Raw genomic sequence first — 22661 nt, 5'->3', positions numbered from 1 at the left:
GCCGGATGGGGGGTTTTCCTGACGATCTTGCACGCCAAGGCTGAAAGCGCCGGACGGGAAGTGATCGCAGTGGACCCCCGCAATACCTCCCGCACCTGCCCCGAATGCGGGCACACCGCGAAGGAGAACCGGCCCACACAGGAAAAATTCCACTGCCTCTCGTGCGGCCACACCGCGCACGCCGACACGGTGGGAGCTACCAACGTTCTACGGGCCGGGCTGGTCCGTCGCAACGCCAACCCGGCGTAACGAGAAGCCCCCGGCTTCAGCTGGGGGAGAGGTCACATCCCTAGCGGTGTCCGCAGTGGTGTTCGGAGCCAGGGAGCGGATGTGGGGTATCGGCGAGGGCAGTAGCCACAGCACCGACAGGGCCCCGCCGACAGCGGCGATGAGGAGGGTCGGCCTCAAACCGATGAAGGTAGCGAGTAGCCCTCCGACGATGGCGCCGATGGGGCGTACGCCGTAGTTGATCGTGCTGAACGCGCCGGCCACGCGGCTGCGCATGCCATCGGGGATCACTGCGGCCTGCAGGGAGTTGAGGTTGACGTCGAACAGCATGACGCCGAAGCCGGACAGGAACTCGGTCGCGGCCAAGGCCCCGGCACGAAGCCAGAGCGGGCCGTCCGCGGCGGCAGTGATGGCGATCGGCGCCGGGAACAACACCGCGCCCACCACGATGCTGCGCCCCACACCAAACCGTCGCGACACCTTCGGGGCGCACACCGCGCCTAGGAGGGAACCGGTTGCGCCGATCCCGAACGCGATGCCGATCAACCCCGCCGACAGTCCAAGGCTCCGGTTGGCGAACAGCACGATCAGCCCACTGCCCGCGACGAAGGAGAAGAAGTTGACGGTCGCCGCGCAGCCGAGAGCGGGCCGCAGCACTGGGTGACGGACGACGAACGACAGTCCCTCGCGGGCGCGTTGCCACAGCGAGGGCCCCGCTGCGTTCCCGGCGGCGGCAGGCGGTTCGTCGATCGCAACCCGACCGACCAGGAACGCTGATGCCAAAAAGGACAGGGCATCCACAACAAGGGTGACGGGCGCGGTCAGCGCCTGGATCAGAGCGCCGCCGATGGCAGGGCCGGCGACATACGATGCGGACCGGGTGGCGCTCAGCTTGCTGTTCGCATCGACGTAGGACGCGCGCGGCACCAGATGCACGAAGAACGGCGGATAGGCGGTGTTGAACAGCACCCCGGCGGCGCCCGTCAGTATCGCCACGGCGTATAGCTGTCCTAGCGTCACCGTCCCTAACAGATAGGCCACCGGGACGCTGAGCAGGACTGCGCCGCGCACCAGGTCGGCAAGGACCATCAAACGGCGTTTGCGGGCGCGCTGATCGACCCACGCCCCCAGAAGAATGGCGAGCAGGTTCGGGGCCCAGATGAGAGCGGTCAGCCACGCCACCTGGTTGGTCGAAGCGTGCAGGGCGCTGATGGCGATCAGGGGCAGGGCCAATTCGGTGATCCGGTCGCCAAACTGTGAGACCGACTGGCCGGCCCAGAAGCGGCGGAACCGTCGATCCCGCCATAGTGATACCGCGACGGTCTGGTCCGATATGTTCACGGCGTTTGCCCCGTCTGCCCCGTCTGCTGCTCGGTGCCTTCCGGCAGGACGTAGCGCATCAGATGGACGCCGCGGCCGTCCGCGGGCCGCTCGGTCGGGTCGCGAGTGACGTACGGCGCAAGGAGGCGCTCGATCTCGTCCTCGATGGCGGCGAGTTCCTCGGCAGAGACGACGACACGGGTGTTGGCCAGCCCGGCCAGTCTGCGCCACACGGGGTCGAGTCCGGGCTCGACTTCGGCAGCCCATCGGCTCGGGCGATCGGCATAGCGCAGGAACATCTGTTGCGACAGCACCCGCGCGGCTGACTGGCCCTCCTCATCGGCCGGGTCTTGCGGCGAATCGAAGCGAAAGCCTCGCGCTGCTGCCTCCCACCGCCGTTGGCGGCGGTCCGGTCCAGGCTCACTGTCACGGACCAGGCCAAAGCCGGCCAAGTGGCGCAGATGCCAACTGGTCACCGAGGGCGTTGCTCCCACGTTGGGAGCTAGTTGGGTGGCGGTTGCCGGCCCATGTCGCTGGAGGTGGTCAAGGATGGCCAGCCGCACCGGATGCGCCAGCGCTCGCATGGCTTGCGGATCGGTGATCTCGATATCGCCTAGGCGATTACTGGGGTCCATGATGTGAGAGTCTCCTCTCATAAATTGTGAGAGTCAACTCTCACATCTGTATCGTGAGGTAGGTGTCGTATAGGCCCACGGGGGATCGGGTGTGGCTGGGCACGTTGCGCCGGACGGACTGTGCCTGGGTCGTAGCGTGGGGCTGTGCTCGGTCGCGGTGTGGACTGTGCTCGGTCCTGGTGTGGACTGTGCCCGGTCTCGAAGTGCGGCTGTGACCGGACCCTGGCGTGGATGAGTCGGCAGGGGGCGCGCTGTCGATCAGGCTGCCGGGGTCAGAGATCTCGTACCACCGGGGTGGGAGCAGCCATTCCGTATCCATTCCCCTCCTCCCGCTCATGGGCCTGGCCCTCAGCCCGGCCAGCGACGTACTTGGCCCAGGCGTGTGTGACGTAGGCACCCCAGCGGATGGCGGCGGGGCGGCGTTCGTTCCCGAGGAGTGCCGTGATCTCGAATCGTGAAGTGTCGCAACGCCACGGCTTCCCCGAGTTGCTGGGCCTGCTGCCGCGCCTGGCGAAGGCCGCTGATGCGCATCTCGGCTAACTCGACGATGTTCGCTCGGCGGTGCGACCAGTCATATTTCGCCCAACCTTGCGACCGGTAAAGGGACGGCTCAAATTCCGTCAGACGGAATATATTCGGGCAAACTACCCTTGCTGGTGCGGCGCTGAGCTCGGCAGCGAGGCAGGAAATTCCGGTTTAGTGACGTGGAGTGTCTGATAGCGGGGCCAGCCTTTTCTGAGCGTCACGCTATTAGCACATGGAACACTCCCTCGCTCGTAAGAAAGGGAATTGGCGTGCGGGCACAGGCTGAGTCATCGAGAAGAGTGATCATAATTGTTTAGTGTGTCGAGCCCGGCTACTCTCCCCGGTAATCAACCACTGCGAAGGGAAGATTATGTTTACGCCACGCAGACTCTTTTCCGCTTTAGCGTCCACGGTCGCGGCCGGTGCTGGCATCCTCGCCATGACGACTCCGGCACAGGCGGCGGTCCCGGGCACAGAGCAGTTCCGGAATGTCGCCACTGGTTTTTGTCTCGACAGCAACGCCGCACAAAGCGTCTACACGCATAACTGCAACGGGGGCGCCTACCAGAACTGGAAGGTGAGCGCCGTCAGCGGCGGGTACACGCTGACCAACCAGGCCACGGGCTTCTGCCTCGACAGCAACGCCGCCCGTCGCGTCTACACGCACGGCTGCAACGGCGGCAGCTACCAAAAGTGGGTCATCACCGCTGCCGGCGGCAGCTACCGCCTCCAGAACGTGGCGACCGGCTTCTTCCTGGACAGTAACGCCGCGCAACACGTTTACACCGAGCCTTCGAACGGTGGCAGCTACCAGAAGTGGTCCTGACGACCCCGATGAAAGCCAGCGGAGCATCGCTCCTTCGGCCCGATGGCACAATGAGCCGAACAGCGTGAAGCAATGCGGACAAAGCGCCGCTCGGGGAGACGGAGCCCGGCCCGTCGGCCCCGGAGACCGGACGGTGTCAGGCGTCTGAGGGCTCCCGCTGTTGTTGTGCCGCCGCACGCTGCTCCCGTATGTCGCTCCTGCGCCGCGCTGCTGGCGGCGAGCAGAGCTTGCTCGTCGCCAGCTAGCTCACGGTGGTGCTAGGGGGCGAACGCCCCCTGAGCGCGCGCCGTCGAGCTTGCCGCTGTGCATCTCGGGCCGTTGATAGAGGCGGCGCGGGCTTCCGCGTAGCTGTCCGCTGGCTATAGCCGGCGCGTGCCACCGGCCGCCCCCCGGCGGCCAGTTGCGGGGGACCAGCTCTGTACGTCGGCCACTGCCTACGGGGCACGAAGTTCGGGCGTGGCGTCCTGTTCGGAGTGACCTGCTCGCGCGAGGCGCCCCTGTATGAGCGCAGCAATGAATGTCAGCGCTTCTTGGCACCATGGCGGCCATGAGTCAAAACATTGCGTACTCCACCGCGGACAAGAACGATGTGCTGGCCTACGGCTTCCCGTTCGCCTTAGCGGTGGAGGGATATCCGGCCATCGGCCACCTTCCGCTGGCTCAGGCCAAGCCCGCCGCTGATGCCTACCGGGCAGTTCTGGACCGGCTGACCCGGAGCTCCGGTACGACGTACAAGGGCTGACCGAGAAACTTGCGATCGAGCACACCGAGTGAAAGTACGCCACGAAGAACATCAGCTTCTTCACCCGGACACCCTTTTCCTCAAGCTCACCTGGCCGAGATTGAAGTGGGAGGGCAGCCGGCTGCACACTGTATGAGCCCCGACGACGATCGAAACGTTCAGTTCGTTCTTCTGCCCGCGGGCGATGCGTAGCCGACGCCCCGCAACCCGCGGCTACGTCGCTGTCCTCAACGAAGATGTCGTCCGTCGCTATCAAGCCCACCTTCACCGACGTCGGCAGACCCGACCAGAGGGTGAATACCGCGATACCACCGAGCAGGGATGGAAGAAACTCGCGGATCGCTTCGATCGCCGCAAGGTCGAACTCGCCTCATGCGGACGTCCCCAGGGCGCCCCTGTCAGCACGAACATGCCTGCTTTTTGAAACTTCGGGCCCTTTCCCTCCAAAGCCTCTGAGCTATAACTCTCCGAGGCCGAATTGATGACGGCAGAGGAAACAGCGAAATGTGGTGAAGGGCGAGAGCCGCTCCGCCTGCCGCCTCACTACTGTGACTTCGTATGACCGACACCGACACCGACACCGAGATCACCGCAGACCTGGTCCGCGACCTGCTGCGGGAGCAACATCCAGACCTGGCAGGGCTGGCCATTCGTGAGGTGGCGGGTGGCTGGGGCAATCACGTGTGGCGGCTCGGGGACGAGCTGGCCGTGCGAATGCAGCGCATGGACCCCACCCCGGAGCACCAGCTCAAGGAGCGGCGGTGGTTACCTGTGTTGGCCCCGCGCCTGCCGCTCCCGGTGCCGACCCCGGTGCGGTTCGGCGAACCGTCCGAGCGCTTCCCCAAGCACTGGACCGTGATGACGTGGGTTCCCGGCGAGCCGCTGGACCACGGCTCGATCAGCCGCGGCGCCCACGCGGCCGACGCTCTGGCGGGTTTCCTCCAGGCGCTCCATGTGGAGGCGCCCCCCGAGGCGCCGATCGCTTCGGACCGCGGCGCCCATCCCAGGAACTGCACGGACGGCTTCGACAACTTCTTTCAGGCCGTCACTCCCGACGACATAGCTGCCGACGTCCGGAAGGTCTGGGACGACGCCGTTGCAGCCCAGGCGTGGGCGGGCCCGCCGGTGTGGGTACACGGCGACCTGCACCCCGCGAACGTCGTTGTCTGCGGCGGAACGCTCTCAGGCATCGTGGACTTCGGTGACATGTTCGCCGGCGATCCAGCGTGGGACCTCGCCGCCGCATGGGTGCTGCTACCCGCGGGCACGGCCTCACGGTTCTTCGACATGTACGCGCGTGCGGACGAGGCGACGATCCGGCGCGCCCGCGGGCTGGCCGCTATGAAGAGCCTCTTCCTGCTGCTCATGGGGCAAAACGGAGATCGAGGTCTGCCCGGCGGCAAGCCTCACTGGGGACCCGTAGGTCGGGCGGCACTTGATCGTGTTCTGAAGGGTGTTTGATGCACGATTCGTGTTGATCTTGTGTGAGGGCTACGCGGGGAGCGCGCGGCGCGGCGCAGCACGTCATGGCCGGCCGTTGTCGCGTGCGAACACGATGTGCCCGTCGAGGACGGTGAGGTCGATGGGCAGGTGGGGGATGTCGTGCGGGTCGGTGGCGCGCAGATCGCCGCCCAGGACACACAGGTCGGCGACCTTACCTGCTTCGATGGTGCCCTTCCACGCCTCGGCGAAGTCCTGCCTGGCGGGGTTGACGGTGTAGGCACGCAGTGCCGTCTCCAGCGAAACGCGCTGGTCGGGGCCGCTCACCCGGCCGGTGGCCTTGGATTCGCGCAGCAGCATGCTGGCGATGCCCTGCCGCCAGTTGGGCATGGTGATCGGGGCGTCGGAGCCGACGCAGATGGCGATTCCCGCCTCGGCCGCGGAGCGCACCGGCCACTGGTAGTCCGATCGCTTGCTGCCGACTATGTCGTCCATCAGGTCTGCGATGGTCCACTTGATGGCGGGGTTCATGTTGATGCCGTAACCGTGCGCGGCCAGCTTCGCAAGGCTCTGCGCCGAGGCGAAGTCGCCATGGATGACATAGTGCCGAGCGTCCGGGCGCGGATGCGCGTGGTGGGCGGCCACGAAGGCATCGACCACGGCGTCGATCGCCCGGTCGCCGGTGACGTGCACCCCCACTTGGTACCCGGCGGTGTGGGCGACTCGTATCATCTCGGCGAGCTCAGCCTGCTTCAAGCTGGCGTCGGTGCCGTGTACGCACAGCGCTCCGTGACCGCCGCCCGGGTATGGATCGTGCATCCAAGCGGTCTCGTTGGGTGGCACGCCATCGGCGAACAGCTTGACTCCGATGACGGCGAGTCTTCTGGCGTCCACGTCCTTGGGTGGAGCGAGCCCCCGCAGGCCGGCGGTCACGTCGGCCGCCGTGCCGCCCATGGGCGCGGGCAGCAACAAGACGCGTACGCGGGACGCGAGTTGGCCGGCGCGGGCCAACTCGATGTAGGCGTGCAGCGTTGCGGTGTCGAGGCCCCCACCGAGGATTTCGGCGCCACCTGGGCCGAGCCCCGGTTCCGTGTAGCTGGTGATGCCCTCGGCGTGCAGTGCCGCCACGGCTCTTTGGATCGCCTCTTTGCGTTGGGCCACCGTCGCGGGCGGTATCAGTGCCTGCACGAGCGCCTGTGCCGTCTCCTTCAACATCCCGGTGGGTTCCCCAGTGGCATCGGTGTCGATCACTCCGCCAGACGGAGGCTCAGTACCACGTGCGATCCCGGCGAGCTCAAGTGCCGTGGAGTTCACCCAGACCATGTGACCGGAGAAGTCGGTTAGGCAGACTGGGTGGTGGGGGGCGGCGTCGTCCAGGTCGCTGCGCCGTGGGCGGCGGGTGGGATCGGCCAGGCACTCGGCCAAGTAGCCAACGTCCCAGCCGAGGCCGGTGATCCACTGCCCGCTGGGTGTTTCGGCCGCGGCCTGGCGCACTGCCTCGGTGATATCGGCGATCGACCGCACGGCCGGGTGACTGATGTCCAAGGCGAACGGCGGCCTGGTCAGTGCCCATGCCGCGCCGTGCAGATGGGAGTCGTTGATCCCTGGCAGCACGGTTCGGCCGGCAAGGTCGATCACCTGTGTCTGCGGTCCGGCGAGTGCGGTGATCTCCGCGTCGCCGCCCACGGCGAGGATGCGGTGGGCTTTCACGGCGACCGCCTGGGCGACGGTGAAGCCGTCGTCGATGGTCAGTACGTCGCCGCCGGTCAGGATGAGGTCCGCTGTCTCCGGCATGGATGACCTTTCTTGGCTGGTGAACGGTAGGGGCGGGGGTGAGGGCGCGCCCGGCGCGGGCGCGGCGCAGTGGCACGGTTGTGGTGGTCTGAGGGAGCGGGTCCGGCCGGCTGCGCTACGAGCGTTGCTTCGCGTGCTCGAACGAGGCGGGAGGCGCCGCCGGCATCGGTCCGCTCAGGTGCGATGTGCTCGCCGCTGGACCAGGCCGATGGTGCGCGGGTGGCCGCCTGCCGTACGCGCCACATTGTTTGGCATCAAACCTCGTGGGCGTACGGGCCCGACAGGGGATGGGTACTGGGGTGTGTGCGCCGGGTCGGATGCGTGCGGGGAGCGACGGTGCGCTGCGGGTGACAGTTGCGGGTCACAGGTCGAGTACACGGCGCAGCCAGGACAGGCGAGCCGCCAAGGCGGCGTGTGTCACCTCGTGCTCGGGTGCGAAAATGTCGAAGCCGTGGAAGGCCCCTTGCCAGATGTGCAGCTCTGCCTGTCCGCCTGCCGCCCAGATACGGGACGCGTACTGCACGTCTTCGTCACGAAACAGCTCTGCGCTGCCGGCCTCGACGAACGCGGGTGGCAGGTTCGACAGATCACTTGCCCGTGCGGGGGCGGCGTAGAGCGACACGTTGGCCATGGGATCGCCCGCCGTGTGGCCGAGCAACGCCTGCCACGCAAGGACATTCATCGATCGTTGCCAGGTGCCGCTGCCGTCGTACTGATGGCTGGAGACCGTGGTGTTGCTGTCGTCGAGCATGGGGCACAGCAGCAGTTGTCCCGCCACGAACGGCCCCTTGCGATCGCGTGCCATCAGCGCGACCCCGGCCGCGAGGCCACCTCCGGCACTGCCCCCCATGACGACGATGCGGCGAGGGTCCACGCCGAGTTCTGCGGCGCTTCGCGACAACCACCTCAGTCCGGCGTAGCAGTCCTCCACCGGGGCCGGGTCGGGGTGTTCCGGTGCGAGGCGGTACTCGACACTGAGGGCGACGACCCCGAGCTCCTCGACCAGGTCGGCGAGGCGGGGGATGTCGTGGTGGCGATGGCCGCTGATCATGCCGCCGCCGTGCATGTTGTACAGCCCGGGAACCGGCGCCTTGAGGTGCCGCGGACGTAGCACGGTGATGAGGAGATCCGGTGCGCCGCTGGGGCCGGGAATCGTTCGCTCCTCGGCGTCGATCGCCCGCGCATCGATGACTTCGGCGACTGAGGGTGTGGGGATGGCCGCCGCACCATCGCGCATCGCTGGAATGCTCTGCACACAGGGCTCGGGTCCCTCACTTCGAGGCAGTGCGCCAAGCACCGCGTTCAGTGCCGGATCGAAGGGAACGGGGGCGACGCGCATGGTGACTCCCTCATGGGCGGTCGGACAGGTGTGGGTGGGCGAACCGATCACTGCGGCGCGGCGAAGGCGAGCGCTCGCGCGGGATTCTCGACCATGATCGTGTGGAGGGCCTCCTCGCTGACCCCCAGGCGGCGCAGGGCGGGTAGGAAGTGCCGTGGGATGTAGTCGTAGCCCTGGCCGCCGTATCTCTTGAGCTGGATCTTTTGGCACACGTCGTGGCCGAGCAGGATCTGGTGCGCGTAACCCCGCTCGATCAGTTCCGCGACGCCCCAGGCGACCTTGTGGTCGCTGGTGAGGACGAGGTGCCCCCACGGGCTTCCGGGTGAGGCGAGGAAGTCGAACTCCACGAAGACGCCGCGCGCCAGGATGCGCCGGCCGAACGCCGGGTCCGTGAGGATCTCCCCGGCATGGCCCAGGACGATGTTCGACGCGGCGACGCCCTCCTCCGCGAGGATGTCGAGCACCCGGAACTTCTCCTCGCCGACTCCGCCGACGTGAAAGGTGACCGGGGCTCCCGTCGCCCTGCTTGCGCGCCCGCTCGCGCGCACGCTTTTGAGCTCGTTGTCCGTCAACGGGGCTGTTTCCGCGCCGACTTCGCCGATGATGCCCGAGCGGATTCCGGTGTCGTCCGCCCCGACGGCGACGTCGCGCACGATGATGTCGGCTAGTTCGTCTACGCCGCGCTCGTCCATGTCCGCCGGATGGAAGGTCGGGGTGTACCAGCCGCCACCCATGACGATGTTGAGTCCGCTGGCGCGAGACAACCGAAGGAGCGATTCGGGAGCCCTGCCCAGGCCGATGGGGGAGACCTCGACCATCGTGCGTCCCCCGGCGCGGACGAAGGCGAGCGCCTCCGACAGCATCTCGTCGAAGTCGCCCAACAGGTCGTTGTCGGCGTTCGGGTGCCCATGGCGGGTACGCGCCAGACAGGCGAGGGCGAGCGGCTCGGCGGCTTCGGCGGAGTCCTCGCCGGGACGGTGGAATCGCGGCGGCCGGCGCAGATCGACGAAGAGGTGCTCGTGCATGAGCGTGTCACCGAGAGTTGACGGGTCCACGGGCCCCGTGACGGTGAGGGCCTGGCCGGCGATGTCCGGGATCTCGAAGGGGTAGCGGCTCACGAGTCGGCCTTCCGGTTCGCGATGGTGAGCAGTCGTGCGGGGTTGCGCACGGTGATGGATTCGAGGAGGGCGTCGTCGGCCCCGAGCATCCTCATGTACGGGATGAACTGGTGGAGGATGAAGCCGTAGCCGCCTCCGCCGTAGGCGAGCAACTGCGCTTTGGTGCTGACGCCTTGTGACAGCAGAACGCGCCCGGTGTGGCCCTGGCGAGCGAGCTCCAGCACGGCCGCGGCGACATCCTGGTCGTCGTGGCCGCTGAGGGCCGAGGGCAGTCGGCCGAGTTGGTCGAACTGTACGAACACCCCACGCTCCAGCAGAGGTTGGAGGTCATCTGGGCGAGGCGAGAGCGCGTCGCAGTGCCCGATGGCGACGTGGGTGAGGTCCGCACCTTCATCGGCGAGCAGATCGAGCACGCGCTGCTGGGTGGTGGCGTCCGCGCAGCGGTTGAGCGAGATCGGGGCGCCCGTTGCGGCCGACGCGCGTGCCGCCGCGACCAAGACGGCGCGCGCTGCGGGCTGCGTCGGGTCGAGTGCCGAGAGTTGGCCGATGAGGCCCGCCCGGACCCCGTCCACACCCTCGGTGAGGTCCCGGACGATCTCCTCGGTGAGGCTCTCGGAGGTGATGTCGGCGGGCCCTTCGCCCCACGCGGGGTGGTACCGGCCCGCTCCCCTGACGATATGCAGGCCGGTCGCCTCGGAGATCCGACGCAAAGCGGCCGGGCGACGACCGAGGCCGACCGGCGTGGCGTCTACCAGCGTGGCACCGCCGGCGAGCCGATACGCGGTGGCCTCTTCGGCCGCGAGTGCCTCGTCCCCGAGTAGCCAGTTGTCCCTGTTGGGGGCGCCCATGCCGACTTCGCCGAGGAGCTTCATCGTCAGGGGCGCGCGGTAGAACGTGAGCCAGTGTGCGGCTGTGGGACGGGTGCGCCCCACAGCCGCCCAGGATGCCGCCGTGTCGCCAGGCGTGGCGAAGTCACTCAGCAGATGTTCGTGGGGGAGTACCACGCCGAGCGCGTCCGGCGGGACCTCGCCGGTGACGGTGACGGCGGTCCCCTCGGATAGCTGCGCGGCCCTCGGCACGTTGACCGCACCCACAGTCGAGTCGGTGGTGGACATGCGGCCCAATGTAACAGGCGAGATACCTCATCGTATACGATTTGGCGGGTAGTGGCGCGTGCCCGGCCCGGGCCGCGGGCCTGGCGTTGCGGCCGACCTACGATGCGCCCCGCGCCTGGCGCAACGCGTCAGCGGTAGCGATCTTGTGGCCGCAGGCAACCCGCTCGATCTCCTGGTTCTGCGCGCCCGTCTCGATCAGTTCCAGCAACCGCTCATGCTCCGCGACGGAGCGACGGGCCCGCCCGGGGACATGGCTGAAGGTCGAGCGGCGCATGTGATCCAGCCGTGCCCACTCCGCCTCCAGGAGGGAGACCAGATGTGCGTCCGGACAGTGCTCGTACAGGGAGAAGTGGAACTCTCGATTGAGGGCGGTGAAGGACATCGGGTCGAAGTCCTCCAGCGCCCTGGTCATGCGGGCGTTGACCTTACGAGAACGCTCGATGTGCTTCGCCGTCATGTGGGGCGCGCAGATCGCGGTCGCGTACCCCTCCAGGCGGGCCAGAACTTGGAGCGAGTGCTCCACCTGGGTGGCGTCGAAGACCGCCACCCGTGCGCCGATATTGCGCACGACCTCGACCAGCCCGTCGGACTGTAGCCGGCGCAGGGCCTCGCGCAGGGGGATCGTGCTGACGCCGATCTCTCGTGCGAGCTGACTGAGGACCAGCCGGTAGCCCGGCCCGTAGGTCCCGTCGAGGATGCGCGAGCGCAGCAGATCGTAACTGAGCTCGGCCTTTGACCCCTTGTCGGAGGTCTGTTTCTCCGTGGTACTCATCGATGTTCCCCTGCCCCGGTCCGGCCGGCCGCATCGCGACCCCGGCTGTCTACTCGTCCGCTCACCCTGCGAGCACTTCTAGGACTGTACGGCGGAACGCGGCCCCTGCGAGAACCTCAAGGTGGTCGCCGGGGACCGTGACCAACTCCGCCCCGTCGAGCAGATCGACGACCTGTTCTATCCCGCGGGTCATCGCGTCGTCCTTCCCGACGACGAAGACGGGCGGCGTCCGTCCGGCCCACGTTCGCGGCGTGAAGGGCGTGCTGCGCAGCCCTTCGACGCACAGCGCAAGGCCGGCTGCCCGGGCCCCGTGCGCGCGTACCATTCCGGCGATCGCCGCGGTGAACGGATCGGCGGGCTCGGCGCCGCCGGCGACCGCGCGGTGCAGCGCCGCCACGTCCACCGCCTCGAACGGCTCGACGGGGCTGAGCCCGCCGAGGACGGCCCGGCGCAACCGACCGGGTGCCGTCTTCGGCAACTCCCAGGCGAGCCTGGCGCCCAGCGAGTACCCGACCACATCGAAGGTGTCGGCGCCCGCCTCGTCCAGCACGGCGACCAGGTCGGTGACGTGAGCCGGTGCGGCGACCTCGTCGGCAGCCAAGGGCGCCGGGCTGTCCCCGTGGCCCCGCAGGTCGGGCACGATCACCACGCGTCCGGCCGCGGCCAGCGCTCGGGCGATGCCGGTTTCGACCCAGTCCCTGTTGCCGTGGGAACCGAAGCCGTGCACGAGGAGTACGGGCGGCCTCGCGGCGGCTTGGTCGGGGGCGAACGTACGGACAGTTAGACCAGTTCGACTGCGCATCGGTCGCACATCCTCACATCGAGTGTTGTTGGGGGACCTTCAATCCTGCCTGCGCCCCGTGCCTCGCCGTCGCGAAGCCGGCCGGATCAATGTCCCCTCATGCCATGCATGATATCGTATACGATTACTAGATCGCGGCTTTGCTCGACCCGTACCCCACAAGGGGCCGATGCCATCCGTGCCATAACCCTCGCCACGTCGGTACGGACCGGCGCCGCCCTCCTCGACCAGCGCCTGACGCCGCTCACGCCCAGGAGACCTCCCATGCCGCATCCGCTGGGAACCCAGCCGTCAAAGATCATCGCCGTCCACCTCAACTACCGCTGCCGAGCCAAGGAACGCGGGCGCGCCCCCGACCAGCCGTCCTACTTCCTCAAACCCCCCTCCTCGCTATCCGGGGTCGGTGACGTCCTCGTTCGTCCCAGCGGCTGTGAACTCATGTCCTTCGAGGGAGAGATCGCCCTCGTCATCGGCCGCCGGGCCCATCGGGTGGCGCCGGAGCAGGGCTGGAGCCACGTCGCCTGGGTGACGGCGGCCAACGACGCCGGCGCGTACGACCTGCGACATGCCGACCGCGGGTCCAATCTGCGGTCGAAGGGCGCAGATGGCTTCACTCCCATCGGCCCCCGGCTGCTGGACGCCACCGGGCTCGATCCCGCCGCGCTGCGACTGCAAACCTGGGTCAACGGCGAACTGGTCCAGGACGCCGACACCTCCACGCTGCTCTTCCCGTTCGGCGCTTTGATAGCCGACCTGTCGCGCCTGGTCACCCTGGAGCCCGGCGATGTGATCCTCACCGGGACCCCGGCCGGCGCCTCAGTGGTGTCACCCGGCGACACCGTGGAGGTCGAAGTCAGCGGCCCGCACCAGCGCGTCTCCAGCGGTCGGCTGCGTAACACGGTGGTTGAAGCCGAGCACACCCTGGCGACCTGGGGTGCCATGCCGCGCGCCGACGCCGCGCTGCGGGCCGACGCCTGGGGCCCGGCCCGCGCGGCCGAGCCCGCCTTGGCTGCGGACGTTGCCAAGGCACTGCGCGGCCTTTCCACCGCCACCCTCAGCTCCCAGTTGCGCAAGCGCGGCTTGCAGCACATGACGATCGACGGGGTACGCCCCACCCAGCCCGGTGCCAAGCTCGTCGGCACCGCGCACACCCTGCGCTACCTGCCACTTCGCGAAGACCTCTTCGCGAAGTTCGGCAACGGCATGAACGCGCAAAAGCGTGCCGTCGAAGAACTGCGCCCCGGCCAGGTGCTCGTCATGGATGCCCGCCGTGACCCCACGTCCGGCACCATCGGTGACATTTTGGCGCTGCGGGCGCAGCTGCGCGGCGCGGCCGGCATCGTCACCGACGGTGGCCTGCGGGACAGCGCCGCGGTGGCTGCCTTGAACCTCCCCACGTACTACGCCGCCGAGCACCCCGCCGTCCTGGGGCGCCGCCACGTCCCCTGGGACACCGGCACCCCAATTGCCTGCGGCGGAGCGCTCGTTCAGCCCGGCGACATCCTCGTCGGCGACGCAGACGGCGTCATCGTCGTCCCCCCGGACCTGGTCGAAGAGCTCATCGTCGACAGCGTGGAACAGGAACTCCAGGAGCAGTTCATCGCCGAACAGGTGGCGGCGGGCGAACCGATCGAGGGTTTGTATCCACTCGGCTCCGCCTGGCAACCGACCTACCAGCAATGGCGCAGCACCCACTCCTGACCCCGCTCGCCCCCACCCACCCACGGAGCAACCCATGAAGTTCCGCACCGACCCCGCCACCATCCGCGGGTCCATCGCCCCCGTCGTCACGCCGTTCACCGCGGACGGCGCGGTCGATCACGACAGCCTGCGGGGTCTGGTCCGCTGGCAGTTGGAGTCCGGCTCACACGGCATCTCGCTGGGAGGCTCGACCGGCGAGCCGTCCGCGCAGACCGTCGCCGAACGCATCGCAGCCATGCGCACCGCCGTGGACGAGATCGGCGACCGGGTGCCGTTCCTGCCAGGCACCGGCTCGCACAAGCTGGACGAGACGCTTGAGCTCACATCGGCGGCCCGGGACATGGGCGCGGACGCCGCCTTGGTCATCACCCCGTACTACGCGCGACCCACCCAAGAGGCGCTGTACCAGTGGTACGCCACGGTGGCCCGCGAGTTCCCCGACCTGCCCCTCGTCGCCTACAACGTGCCCTCCCGTACCGCCGTCGATATCGCGCCGCACACCGTGCGGCGGCTGTTCACCGACTTCGACAACTTCGTCGGCGTCAAGGAGACCACCAAGGACTTCGAGCACTTCTCTCGCGTGCTGCACGCCTGCGGCCGTGAGCTGCTGGTGTGGTCGGGGATCGAGCTGTTGTGCCTGCCGCTGCTCGCGCTCGGCGGGGCCGGTTTCGTCTCCGCGGTGGCCAACCTGGCGCCGACCGCCGTGGCCCGCATGTACGAGCTGTGGGAGGCTGGCGAGTTCGACGCCGCGCGGGAACTGCACTACCGCCTGCATCCGCTGGTTGACCTGCTCTTCGTCGAGACCAACCCCGCCCCGGTCAAGTGGGTCCTGGAGCAGCAGGGCCGGATCACCTCGGGACATGTGCGGCCCCCGCTCGTATCACCCTCCAAGGACGCCCTGGCCCGCATCCGCGTGCTGCTCGCCGAGGGCGACGACCTCACCCAGCAGATCTGACCCTTCGAGTACGGGAAGAGACACCATGTCCACGAACCTGACCGCGGGCCGCCCGTGCGACCTGCCCGAGAAGATCCGCCACTGGATCGGCGGCGAGCTTCTCGACAGCGCAGACGGCCGCACATTCCCCGTCTGCGACCCCGTCTCCAACTCTCCCTACACCACCGCAGCGGCGGGCAACCGCGACGACGTGGACCGCGCCGTCACCGCGGCCTCGGCCGCCTTCCCCGCCTGGTCGAAGCTGGGCAACCGGGACCGGGCCCGCATCCTGTACCGGATCGCCGACGAGGTCGAGGCACGCGAGGAGCGCCTGGCCGCCTTCGAAACCTTTGACTCCGGCCTGCCCATCACCCAGGCCCGCGGGCAGGCCCGGCGGGCCGCCGAGAACTTCCGTTACTTCGCCGACGTCATCGTCTCCCTCGGTGAGGAGGCCTTTCGAGTCGGCGACGAGCAGATCAACTACGTCGTCCGCAGCCCCATCGGCGTCGCGGGCTTGATCACCCCCTGGAACACGCCGTTCATGCTGGAGAGCTGGAAGCTGGCACCGGCGCTGGCCTCCGGCTGCACCCTGGTGCTCAAGCCCGCCGAGTGGACGCCGCTGTCCGCGAGCCTGTGGCCGGAGATCTTGGACGCGGCCGGCGTGCCGTGCGCAGTGGTCAACATCGTGCACGGCATCGGTGCGGAGGCCGGCCAGGCCCTGGTGGACCATCCACGGGTGCCGCTGATCTCCTTCACCGGCTCCACGGACACCGGCAAGCACATCGTCCGCAGTTCCGCGGAACATCTGAAGACCACGTCGATGGAGCTGGGCGGCAAGTCCCCGGTCGTGATCTTCGCCGATGCCGACCTGGACGCGGCGCTGGACTCGGTCGTCTTCGGCGTCTTCTCGCTCAACGGGGAGCGCTGCACCGCCGGCTCCCGCGTCCTCGTACAACGCCCGGTGTACGAGGAATTCACCCGCCGCCTGGCCGAGCGCGCCGAACGCGTGAAGGTTGGACTGCCCGCCGACCCGGCCACCGAGGTCGGTGCATTGGTGCACTCCGAGCACTACGCGCGCGTGCTGAATTACGTCGAAATCGGACAGCAGGAGGCAAAGCTGGTGGCCGGCGGCAGCCGCCCCGCGCACCTGCCGGATGGCAACTACCTTCAGCCCACCGTCTTCGTCGACGTCCCCCGCGACGCCCGCATCTTCCAAGAGGAGATCTTCGGGCCGGTCGTCGCCGTCGCGCCCTTCGACGACGAGGCCGAGGCCATCGAACTGGCCAACGCCACCGAGTACGGTCTCGCCGCCTACGTGTGGACCTCCGACCTGCGGCGCGGACACCGCGTCGCGCACGCCGTCGAGTCCGGCATGGTCTGGATCAACTCCCATAACGTCCGTGACCTGCGGACTCCCTTTGGCGGGGTCAAGTCATCCGGCCTGGGCCGGGAGGGCGGTGCGCATAGCATCGACTTCTACACCGAGTCGAAAATCGTCCACGTGATGCTCGGCCAGGCCCACACCCCCCGCTTCGGCGCGTGATCGTCAAGGAGCCACATCCCATGACCACACCTCCTGATGTCGTCCGCTCCGCTTACGCCCAGTTGGTCGTCACCGACCTGGCCAAAGCCCGCTGGTTTTGGGCCGACATGCTCGGCTTCCACATCCAGTACGAGGACGAGTCCCGGCTGTGTCTGCGCGGGACCGACGAGCTCACCCACCACTCCCTCGTACTGCGCAAGGGAGAGATAGCGGCCCTGGACCACCTCGCCTACCGGGTCCGCACCAGCGAGGACGTCGATCGCGCCGAGCACTACTTCACCGCACTCGGCCGGCCCGTGCGCCGCGTGCCCGCAGGCGCCGGCACCCCCGGAGTCGGCGACGCCGTCCGCGTCATCGACCCGCTCGGCTTCCCCGTGGAGTTCTTCCACGACATAGAGCGTGCCGAGCGTCTCATCCAGCGCTACGACCTGCGCCGCGGCGCCGAGATAGCCCGCCTGGACCACTTCAACATCTGCACCCCCGACATACCCGCCGCCTACGCCCACTACGAGGCACTGGGTTTCGGTTGCTCCGAGACCATCGAGGGCGACGAACACGAGTTGTACGCGGCCTGGATGTACCGCAAGCAGACCGTCCACGACGTCGCCTTCACCGGAGGCGCGGGGCCCCGTCTGCACCATGTGGGAGTGGCCACCCACGAGTCACACCAGGTACTGCGCACCGCTGACCTCTTTGGCTCGGTGCGCAAGGAGCACCACATCGAGCGAGGCCCCGGCCGACACGGTGTCTCCAACGCCTTCTACCTCTATCTGCGCGACCCCGACGGTCACCGGGTCGAGATCTACACCTCCGACTACTACACCGGCGACCCCGACCACGAGCCCTACCGGTGGAACGTCCACGACGACCGCCGCCGCGACTTTTGGGGCAACGCGGTGATCGAGTCGTGGTACAAGGAGGCCTCCCCGGTCCTTGATCTCGACGGCCGCCCCGTGCCTGTCGCCGAGGCCGTACTCGACGAGTCCGCCGTGCAGGTCGGTGCCGATGGCCTGGGGATCGTCGAACCGAACAAGCAGGACGGCTGACGCGGCACCGGGTGAGGGCTCCGGCCGTCACCCGGCCCGCAGTCGGACCGCGTACGAAGGCCGCCGCCGGCGAAGATCGCCGGCGGCGGCTTGATGGGATCAGCAGTCGAGATCAGCGGTCGGGGTCGGCGGTGGGCTGCCGGGGGCGACAGCGAGCACCCGTCAAATGATCAGTGCAGGGCATCGTCGTGGTGCACCCCGGCGCCGCCTGCACGGTGCTCACTGGGGGGCGCGGGGTCCTTGGACCCTCGAAGCCGGGGCAGCACGGTGGTCCACACGAGGACGCACGCGATGACGGTGGCGATGGCCATGGTGAGGGCCATGGTCAGTTCTGCCTGCCCGCCGAGCGCAACGAGGGGCGCTACGACCGGGCCAACGGCAAAGCTCGACATGCCGAGTAGGGCCGCCGCGGTTCCGGCGCGTTCGCCGTGCCCCGCGAGGGCGAGCGTCGAGCTGTTGGGGCTGATGACGCCGTAGCAAAACAGCACCAGCGCGAGAGCGATGAGCAGGACGCTCAGGCCGAGCCCGGCGACGACCACACCAAGCAGTCCAAGGGCGGCGACCGCGGTCGCCGTCGTGCCCACGACGTACATGCGCGCGGGTCCGACCCGGCGCACGATGGCCCGGTTGGACAGCGATCCGAGCACCGCGACGATCGCGTTCATCGCGAAGACGGCACCGAACGCCTGGGGGCTGAGGTGGAAGCCGTCTTGCAGTACGAAGCTGATGGACGCCAGATAGGTGAAGAAGGCCGTGCCGGTGCACGCCCCCACCAGCAGGTAGCACACGAAAAGGCGGTCGCGTAGGACCGTGCCGAACCGCCGGCCGGTGTCGGCGAACTTGCCCCCGTGCCGCAGCTCGGGCGGCAGGGTCTCGGGGAGCAACGTGGCCGAGACGACCAGCAGGGCGACGCCGATGCCCGCGAGGACGACGAACAGGCCCCGCCAGTCCAGCACGGCGGCGAGCTGCCCGCCGGCGACCGGCGCCACGATGGGGGCCAGCGCTCCTACGAGACCGAGGAGGCTGAGCAGCCGCGCGAGCTCAATGCCCGACGCGATGTCCCGGGCGGCGGCCAGCGCGATGACGATTCCCGCCGACCCGGCGAGGCCCTGGAGAAACCGCAGCACGAGCAGAATCTCGATCGAAGGGGCGAACGCGCACAGCAGCGAGAACACGGTGAACAGCGCGACGCCCCACAGGAGCGGGCGCCGCCTGCCCATCCGGTCGCTGAGCGGGCCCGTCACGAGCTGGCCGAGCGCGAGCCCCAGCATGCACACCGACATGGACGCCTGAGCGAGGCTGTCCTTGGTGTGCAGGTCCTCGGCGAGCTGCGGCAACAGCGGCATGGACAGATCCATCGACAGTGGCCCGAACACCTCAAGCGACCCCAGGACGAACGCGGCGCGGCGCGCACTCATGACCCGCGCGCCGCGCGCTGCGGCCGTCGTCACAGGGACCGGCCGGTGCTACCCACAACACGTCGCATCCACGACTCCCGGGCGGCCACCGCAGCCCTGGACACCTCGGCATCCGCTGAGAAGCCCGTGAAGCCGTGGTAGGCGCCGGACCACACGTGCAGCTCGGCCTGGCCGCCGGTCGCCCAGATCCGGGTGGCGTAGTCGATCGCCTCGTCGCGGAACACCTCGGCGGCGCCGACCGTGATGCAGGCGGGAGGAAGCCCGGACAAGTCCTTGGCCCGCGAGGGCGCCGCGTAGGGCGAAACGGCTGCGGTGTGACGGTCCGCGCCCAGCAGCGCGTTCCAGCCCGTGTCGTTGTTGTTGCGGTCCCAGATGCCGATGCCGTCGTACTGCCGGCTCGACACCGTGTCGTTGCGGTCATCGAGCATCGGGCAATCCAGTAGCTGCCCGACCAGGGCCGGCCCGCCGCGGTCGCGGGCCATGAGCGCGACCGCTGCGCTCAGGCCGCCGCCCGCGCTTGCGCCGCTGACCAGGATGCGGGCCGGGTCGATGCCGAGGGCGACGGCGTTTTCGGCGAACCAGACCAGCCCCGCATAGCAGTCCTCCGCGGCGGCGGGCGCGGGGTCTTCGGGGGCGAGACGGTATTCGACGCTCGCAGCGACGGCACCGAACCTCACCACCTCTTCGACTAGCCCTGTGATGCCGAAGAACCGGTTGCCGAGCATCATGCCGCCGCCGTGGATGGCGTAGATCCCCGGCGCCCCCTGTGTCCCACGCACCCCGCCGCGAGGTCGCAGGACGGTCAGTTCTACGTCCGGTGCCCCGGCCGGGCCTGGCACGGTGACGTGTTCGAAGTCCACCGGGCTTTCGCCGATCGCCGTCTCGATGGGGGGCACGATCGTGGCGAAGTGCGCGCGGTTGGCGACAATCGTGTCGGCCCGCAACGGGATGCGCTCGATGAGCTCGCGGCATGCCGCGAGGCCCGGTTCGAGCTGCGGGTCGTAGGGGACGGGGCGCGGGCGCGCGATGCCGGTCACAGCCGCAACGCCTGGGGCGGGCGCGACGGGTGTGCCGCGCGGATGGGTCGAGTGCCGGTGGACGCGGCGCCGCAGGCGCCCGAGGCAGCGGGTTGGGTCACGCAGCTCACCGATTGCTCCTGGTGCGATGTACGAGGCACTGCCGGCACGGTCAGGGACCTTCTGGATCGATGACGCCGCGGTCGATCCAAAACGGCTCGACCAGGGACCGCAGTTCGTCGGCCCCGATCCGGTCCACGAGGTCCAGGGCGTCGATGTTCTGCCGGACCTGCTCCAGTCGGGTCGCGCCGACCAGCGTCGAGGCGTTGGCGCGGTGGGTGAGCGTGAACGCGATCGCGAGCTGGGCGGGCGTGGTTCCCAGCTTGTCGGCAAGTGCGGTGATGTCCGGGACGGTCGCTACGATCGCGTCGCGGATCGCGCCCGGGTCGCGGCCGATCTCACGGGCGGGTGCGGTCCGACCGGCGAGGATGCCGCCTTCCAGGACGTCGGATGCCTGCATGCTCAACCCGGAGGTGAACAACTGCGTAAACGGCGCCCCGTCGGGGATGGCGCGGCGTGCGAGGCTGTACTTCAACTGTGCGATCTGCGGGCCCGGTACACCGCGCTCGGCGGCGATGCGGCGCAGGGCGTGGATGCTCGTGGCCGACCAGTTGTTCACGCCCCAGGCCCGGATCAGTCCCGCGTCCGTGAGCGTGGTGAGGTCGCCGACGAGGTCTTCGAGACGTACGTCGTCGCGCCGTAGGTCCCCAAGGATGACCAGGTCCGCGTGGTCCAGCCCGGTCCGCAAGAACGCGTTCTTCAGCTGGGGAGCGAACCCTTGCTCGTCGAAGCTTTCGATCCACAGCTTCACCGAGGCCAGATAGGCGGATCGGGGGATGCCCGCCGCTCGCATGATCGCGCCCCACAGCACGTCGGTGAAGACGGGGGGCTTGCCGGGCAGCCCGTAGACGCCCACGTCGAACAGGTTGATGCCGCGGTCGAACGCGTAGCGGACCATGGCTACGGCGTCGGCGAAGTCCATCCGGTCGAAGGTGTGCCACGAGCCGAGGGACAGCACCGACGCCTCAAGTGCGCTGGTGCCGATGCGGCGCTGGGGGAGCATGGTGGTGGTCATGCGTGGTTCCTTGTCTGCGGGGTGTATCCGGTCGCTTACGCGAGCCGGGGGTCGATGACGGCCTTGATCTCTTCGTGCCGGCTCATCGCGGCGATGCGTGCGCCGGCTTGCGACAGCCTGACCGGCGTGCCGAACAGCCGGTCCCAGGGCATGCGGTCCGAGAAGGAGGTGAAGAACCCGATCGCCTCGTGGTAGTCGGCGATGTCGCCGTTGAGCGAGCCGACGATGGTGAGTTCCTTGCCCATCACCGTGCCGAGCGCAAGCGGTTCGGCGACCGGTCCGGTACTGCCCACGACGACGATGCGCCCGCGCTGTGCGGCCATCGCCACGGCCTCTTGGCCAACTGTCGGGGCGCCGGCGAAGTCGAGCACCAGGTCGGCGCCGTGGCCATGGGTGAGTTCTTGCACCCGGGCGACGGCGGCTTCGGAACCCTGGGCGATGTCCACCGTCTCCTGGGCGCCGAACTCGTGAGCCAGGCTCAGCCGCGCCTGGGGAGCGCCGACAGTGATCACGGTGCCTGCGCCGCCGAGGTAGGCGACCGCGGTCGCGAAGAGGCCGAGCGCCCCCGAACCCTGCACGACGACACGGGAGCCGGGGCGTACGCCGCCGGCGCGGGAGAACGCCCGAAGAACGGTTTTCGCCGCGCAGCCGGCCATCGCGGCCCAGGTGTCGGGGATGGTGTCGGGCAACAGGAGGGTGGCCGCTTTGGGCACCACATAGGCGTACTCGCACAGGCCCGCTGTGGCGTAGGGGGGTACATCGGCGCGCTGTCGGAAGCCGTAGCCCCGGTCGGAACAGGCGACCGGCTCGCGTAGCACCGTACAACCGTGGCAGGCACCACACGTTGACTCCGACCAGCCGATGCGGTCACCGATGGCTAGTTGGCGGCCCAGCGCGTCCCGGGTGTCTTCGTCGATGGCGACGATCTCGCCGACCATCTCGTGGCCGAGCACCATCGGCAACATGCCGGGGAAGGTCATTTTGCCCGACCAGAGCTCGATGTCGGTGCCACACAGTGTCGTGCACACGATGCGTACGAGGACGGCGCCAGGTTCGAGTTTCGCTGGCAGCGGCAGGTCGGTGAGGTCTAGCGCGGCGCCGTGTGTGCTGAGGACCGCTGCACGTGTCGAGGAGGGAAAGTCCATCGATGCTCCTTCAGATCGAGCGTAGCGGGGCTCGACGATGCGTTAGTCTACGGACGTTGACTCAAAT

20 protein-coding genes are annotated in these 22661 nt (G+C 68.6%); 8 read left to right on the top strand and 12 right to left on the bottom strand.

Going from position 1 to position 22661, the window contains the following annotated elements; all coding sequences use genetic code 11:
• Positions 1 to 249 (top strand): zinc ribbon domain-containing protein (locus tag FHS42_RS30665; RefSeq protein ID WP_184578227.1); only part of this gene is annotated, 249 nt, incomplete at its 5' end.
• Here the strand turns inward: FHS42_RS30665 and FHS42_RS30660 are convergent.
• Together FHS42_RS30660 and FHS42_RS30655 are read right to left on the bottom strand one after the other, a co-directional pair.
• Positions 208 to 1569: an MFS transporter gene (locus FHS42_RS30660; protein ID WP_312867107.1), complete on the bottom strand. Its 1362-nt coding sequence runs from the start codon at positions 1567 to 1569 to the stop codon at positions 208 to 210. The two genes, FHS42_RS30665 and FHS42_RS30660, sit on opposite strands and share 42 nt — an antisense overlap.
• A complete protein-coding gene (locus FHS42_RS30655) occupies positions 1566 to 2183 on the bottom strand; it encodes an ArsR/SmtB family transcription factor (protein ID WP_184578225.1) in 618 nt (205 codons plus the stop codon). The genes FHS42_RS30660 and FHS42_RS30655 overlap by 4 nt, the downstream gene beginning before the upstream one ends.
• Positions 2184 to 3147: 964 nt before the next feature.
• Between FHS42_RS30655 and FHS42_RS30650 the strand changes: the two genes are divergently transcribed.
• The 3 genes from FHS42_RS30650 to FHS42_RS30640 all read left to right on the top strand — a co-directional run bounded on the left by FHS42_RS30650 (position 3148) and on the right by FHS42_RS30640 (position 5737).
• On the top strand, positions 3148 to 3534 hold the full coding sequence (locus FHS42_RS30650; protein WP_184578222.1) for an RICIN domain-containing protein: 387 nt from the start codon (positions 3148 to 3150) through the stop codon (positions 3532 to 3534).
• A gap of 547 nt (positions 3535 to 4081) precedes the next feature.
• On the top strand, positions 4082 to 4276 hold the full coding sequence (locus FHS42_RS37745) for a DUF7691 family protein (protein ID WP_246495636.1): 195 nt from the start codon (positions 4082 to 4084) through the stop codon (positions 4274 to 4276).
• 558 nt (positions 4277 to 4834) lie between these two features.
• Complete coding sequence (locus tag FHS42_RS30640) at positions 4835 to 5737, top strand: aminoglycoside phosphotransferase family protein (RefSeq protein WP_184578219.1); 903 nt, start codon at positions 4835 to 4837, stop codon at positions 5735 to 5737.
• A 63-nt stretch (positions 5738 to 5800) separates the two neighbouring features.
• Here the strand turns inward: FHS42_RS30640 and FHS42_RS30635 are convergent, their stop codons facing one another.
• The 6 genes from FHS42_RS30635 to FHS42_RS30610 form a co-directional block, all read right to left on the bottom strand.
• Entirely contained in the window at positions 5801 to 7510 is a 1710-nt protein-coding gene (locus FHS42_RS30635) for an amidohydrolase (RefSeq protein WP_184578216.1), read from the bottom strand.
• 361 nt (positions 7511 to 7871) lie between these two features.
• Positions 7872 to 8849 carry an alpha/beta hydrolase gene (locus FHS42_RS30630; protein ID WP_184578214.1) on the bottom strand — a complete coding sequence of 326 codons (978 nt, stop codon included), beginning with the start codon at positions 8847 to 8849 and terminating at the stop codon, positions 7872 to 7874.
• A gap of 47 nt (positions 8850 to 8896) precedes the next feature.
• The gene (locus FHS42_RS30625) at positions 8897 to 9967 is read right to left on the bottom strand and encodes a phosphotriesterase family protein (RefSeq protein ID WP_184578211.1); all 1071 of its coding nucleotides are present in this window, start codon (positions 9965 to 9967) and stop codon (positions 8897 to 8899) included.
• A complete protein-coding gene (locus FHS42_RS30620) occupies positions 9964 to 11082 on the bottom strand; it encodes a phosphotriesterase family protein (RefSeq protein ID WP_184578208.1) in 1119 nt (372 codons plus the stop codon). The genes FHS42_RS30625 and FHS42_RS30620 overlap by 4 nt, the downstream gene beginning before the upstream one ends.
• 97 nt (positions 11083 to 11179) lie before the next feature.
• On the bottom strand, positions 11180 to 11854 hold the full coding sequence (locus FHS42_RS30615; RefSeq protein WP_184578205.1) for a GntR family transcriptional regulator: 675 nt from the start codon (positions 11852 to 11854) through the stop codon (positions 11180 to 11182).
• Between the two features lie 61 nt (positions 11855 to 11915).
• Positions 11916 to 12656, bottom strand: coding sequence for an alpha/beta fold hydrolase (locus tag FHS42_RS30610; protein ID WP_184578201.1), 741 nt, complete (start codon positions 12654 to 12656; stop codon positions 11916 to 11918).
• 264 nt (positions 12657 to 12920) lie between these two features.
• Between FHS42_RS30610 and FHS42_RS30605 the strand changes: the two genes are divergently transcribed.
• The 4 genes from FHS42_RS30605 to hpaD are packed head-to-tail and all read left to right on the top strand — an operon-like array spanning position 12921 to position 17880.
• Positions 12921 to 14357 (top strand): fumarylacetoacetate hydrolase family protein, encoded by a 1437-nt coding sequence (locus tag FHS42_RS30605; RefSeq protein WP_184578198.1) that lies wholly within the window; start codon positions 12921 to 12923, stop codon positions 14355 to 14357.
• Positions 14358 to 14391: 34 nt separating this feature from the next.
• On the top strand, positions 14392 to 15312 hold the full coding sequence (gene dapA / locus FHS42_RS30600) for a 4-hydroxy-tetrahydrodipicolinate synthase (RefSeq protein ID WP_184578195.1): 921 nt from the start codon (positions 14392 to 14394) through the stop codon (positions 15310 to 15312).
• Between the two features lie 25 nt (positions 15313 to 15337).
• A complete protein-coding gene (hpaE, locus tag FHS42_RS30595) occupies positions 15338 to 16834 on the top strand; it encodes a 5-carboxymethyl-2-hydroxymuconate semialdehyde dehydrogenase (protein ID WP_184578192.1) in 1497 nt (498 codons plus the stop codon).
• Between the two features lie 20 nt (positions 16835 to 16854).
• Positions 16855 to 17880, top strand: a complete 1026-nt coding sequence (hpaD, locus tag FHS42_RS30590; protein WP_184578189.1) for a 3,4-dihydroxyphenylacetate 2,3-dioxygenase — start codon at positions 16855 to 16857, stop codon at positions 17878 to 17880.
• 170 nt (positions 17881 to 18050) lie between these two features.
• Here the strand turns inward: hpaD and FHS42_RS30585 are convergent, their stop codons facing one another.
• The 4 genes from FHS42_RS30585 to FHS42_RS30570 all read right to left on the bottom strand — a co-directional run bounded on the left by FHS42_RS30585 (position 18051) and on the right by FHS42_RS30570 (position 22594).
• Positions 18051 to 19298: a multidrug effflux MFS transporter gene (locus FHS42_RS30585; RefSeq protein ID WP_184578187.1), complete on the bottom strand. Its 1248-nt coding sequence runs from the start codon at positions 19296 to 19298 to the stop codon at positions 18051 to 18053.
• A gap of 29 nt (positions 19299 to 19327) precedes the next feature.
• Complete coding sequence (locus FHS42_RS30580; protein ID WP_312867105.1) at positions 19328 to 20335, bottom strand: alpha/beta hydrolase; 1008 nt, start codon at positions 20333 to 20335, stop codon at positions 19328 to 19330.
• A 151-nt stretch (positions 20336 to 20486) separates the two neighbouring features.
• Complete coding sequence (locus tag FHS42_RS30575; protein WP_184578184.1) at positions 20487 to 21449, bottom strand: aldo/keto reductase; 963 nt, start codon at positions 21447 to 21449, stop codon at positions 20487 to 20489.
• A gap of 35 nt (positions 21450 to 21484) precedes the next feature.
• Positions 21485 to 22594, bottom strand: coding sequence for a zinc-binding dehydrogenase (locus FHS42_RS30570; RefSeq protein WP_184578182.1), 1110 nt, complete (start codon positions 22592 to 22594; stop codon positions 21485 to 21487).
• Positions 22595 to 22661 lie beyond the last annotated feature (67 nt).

The organism is Streptomyces zagrosensis (genome assembly GCF_014203645.1).
GTDB lineage: Bacteria > Actinomycetota > Actinomycetes > Streptomycetales > Streptomycetaceae > Streptomyces > Streptomyces zagrosensis.
This window is presented reverse-complemented; position numbering and strand designations above follow the sequence as displayed.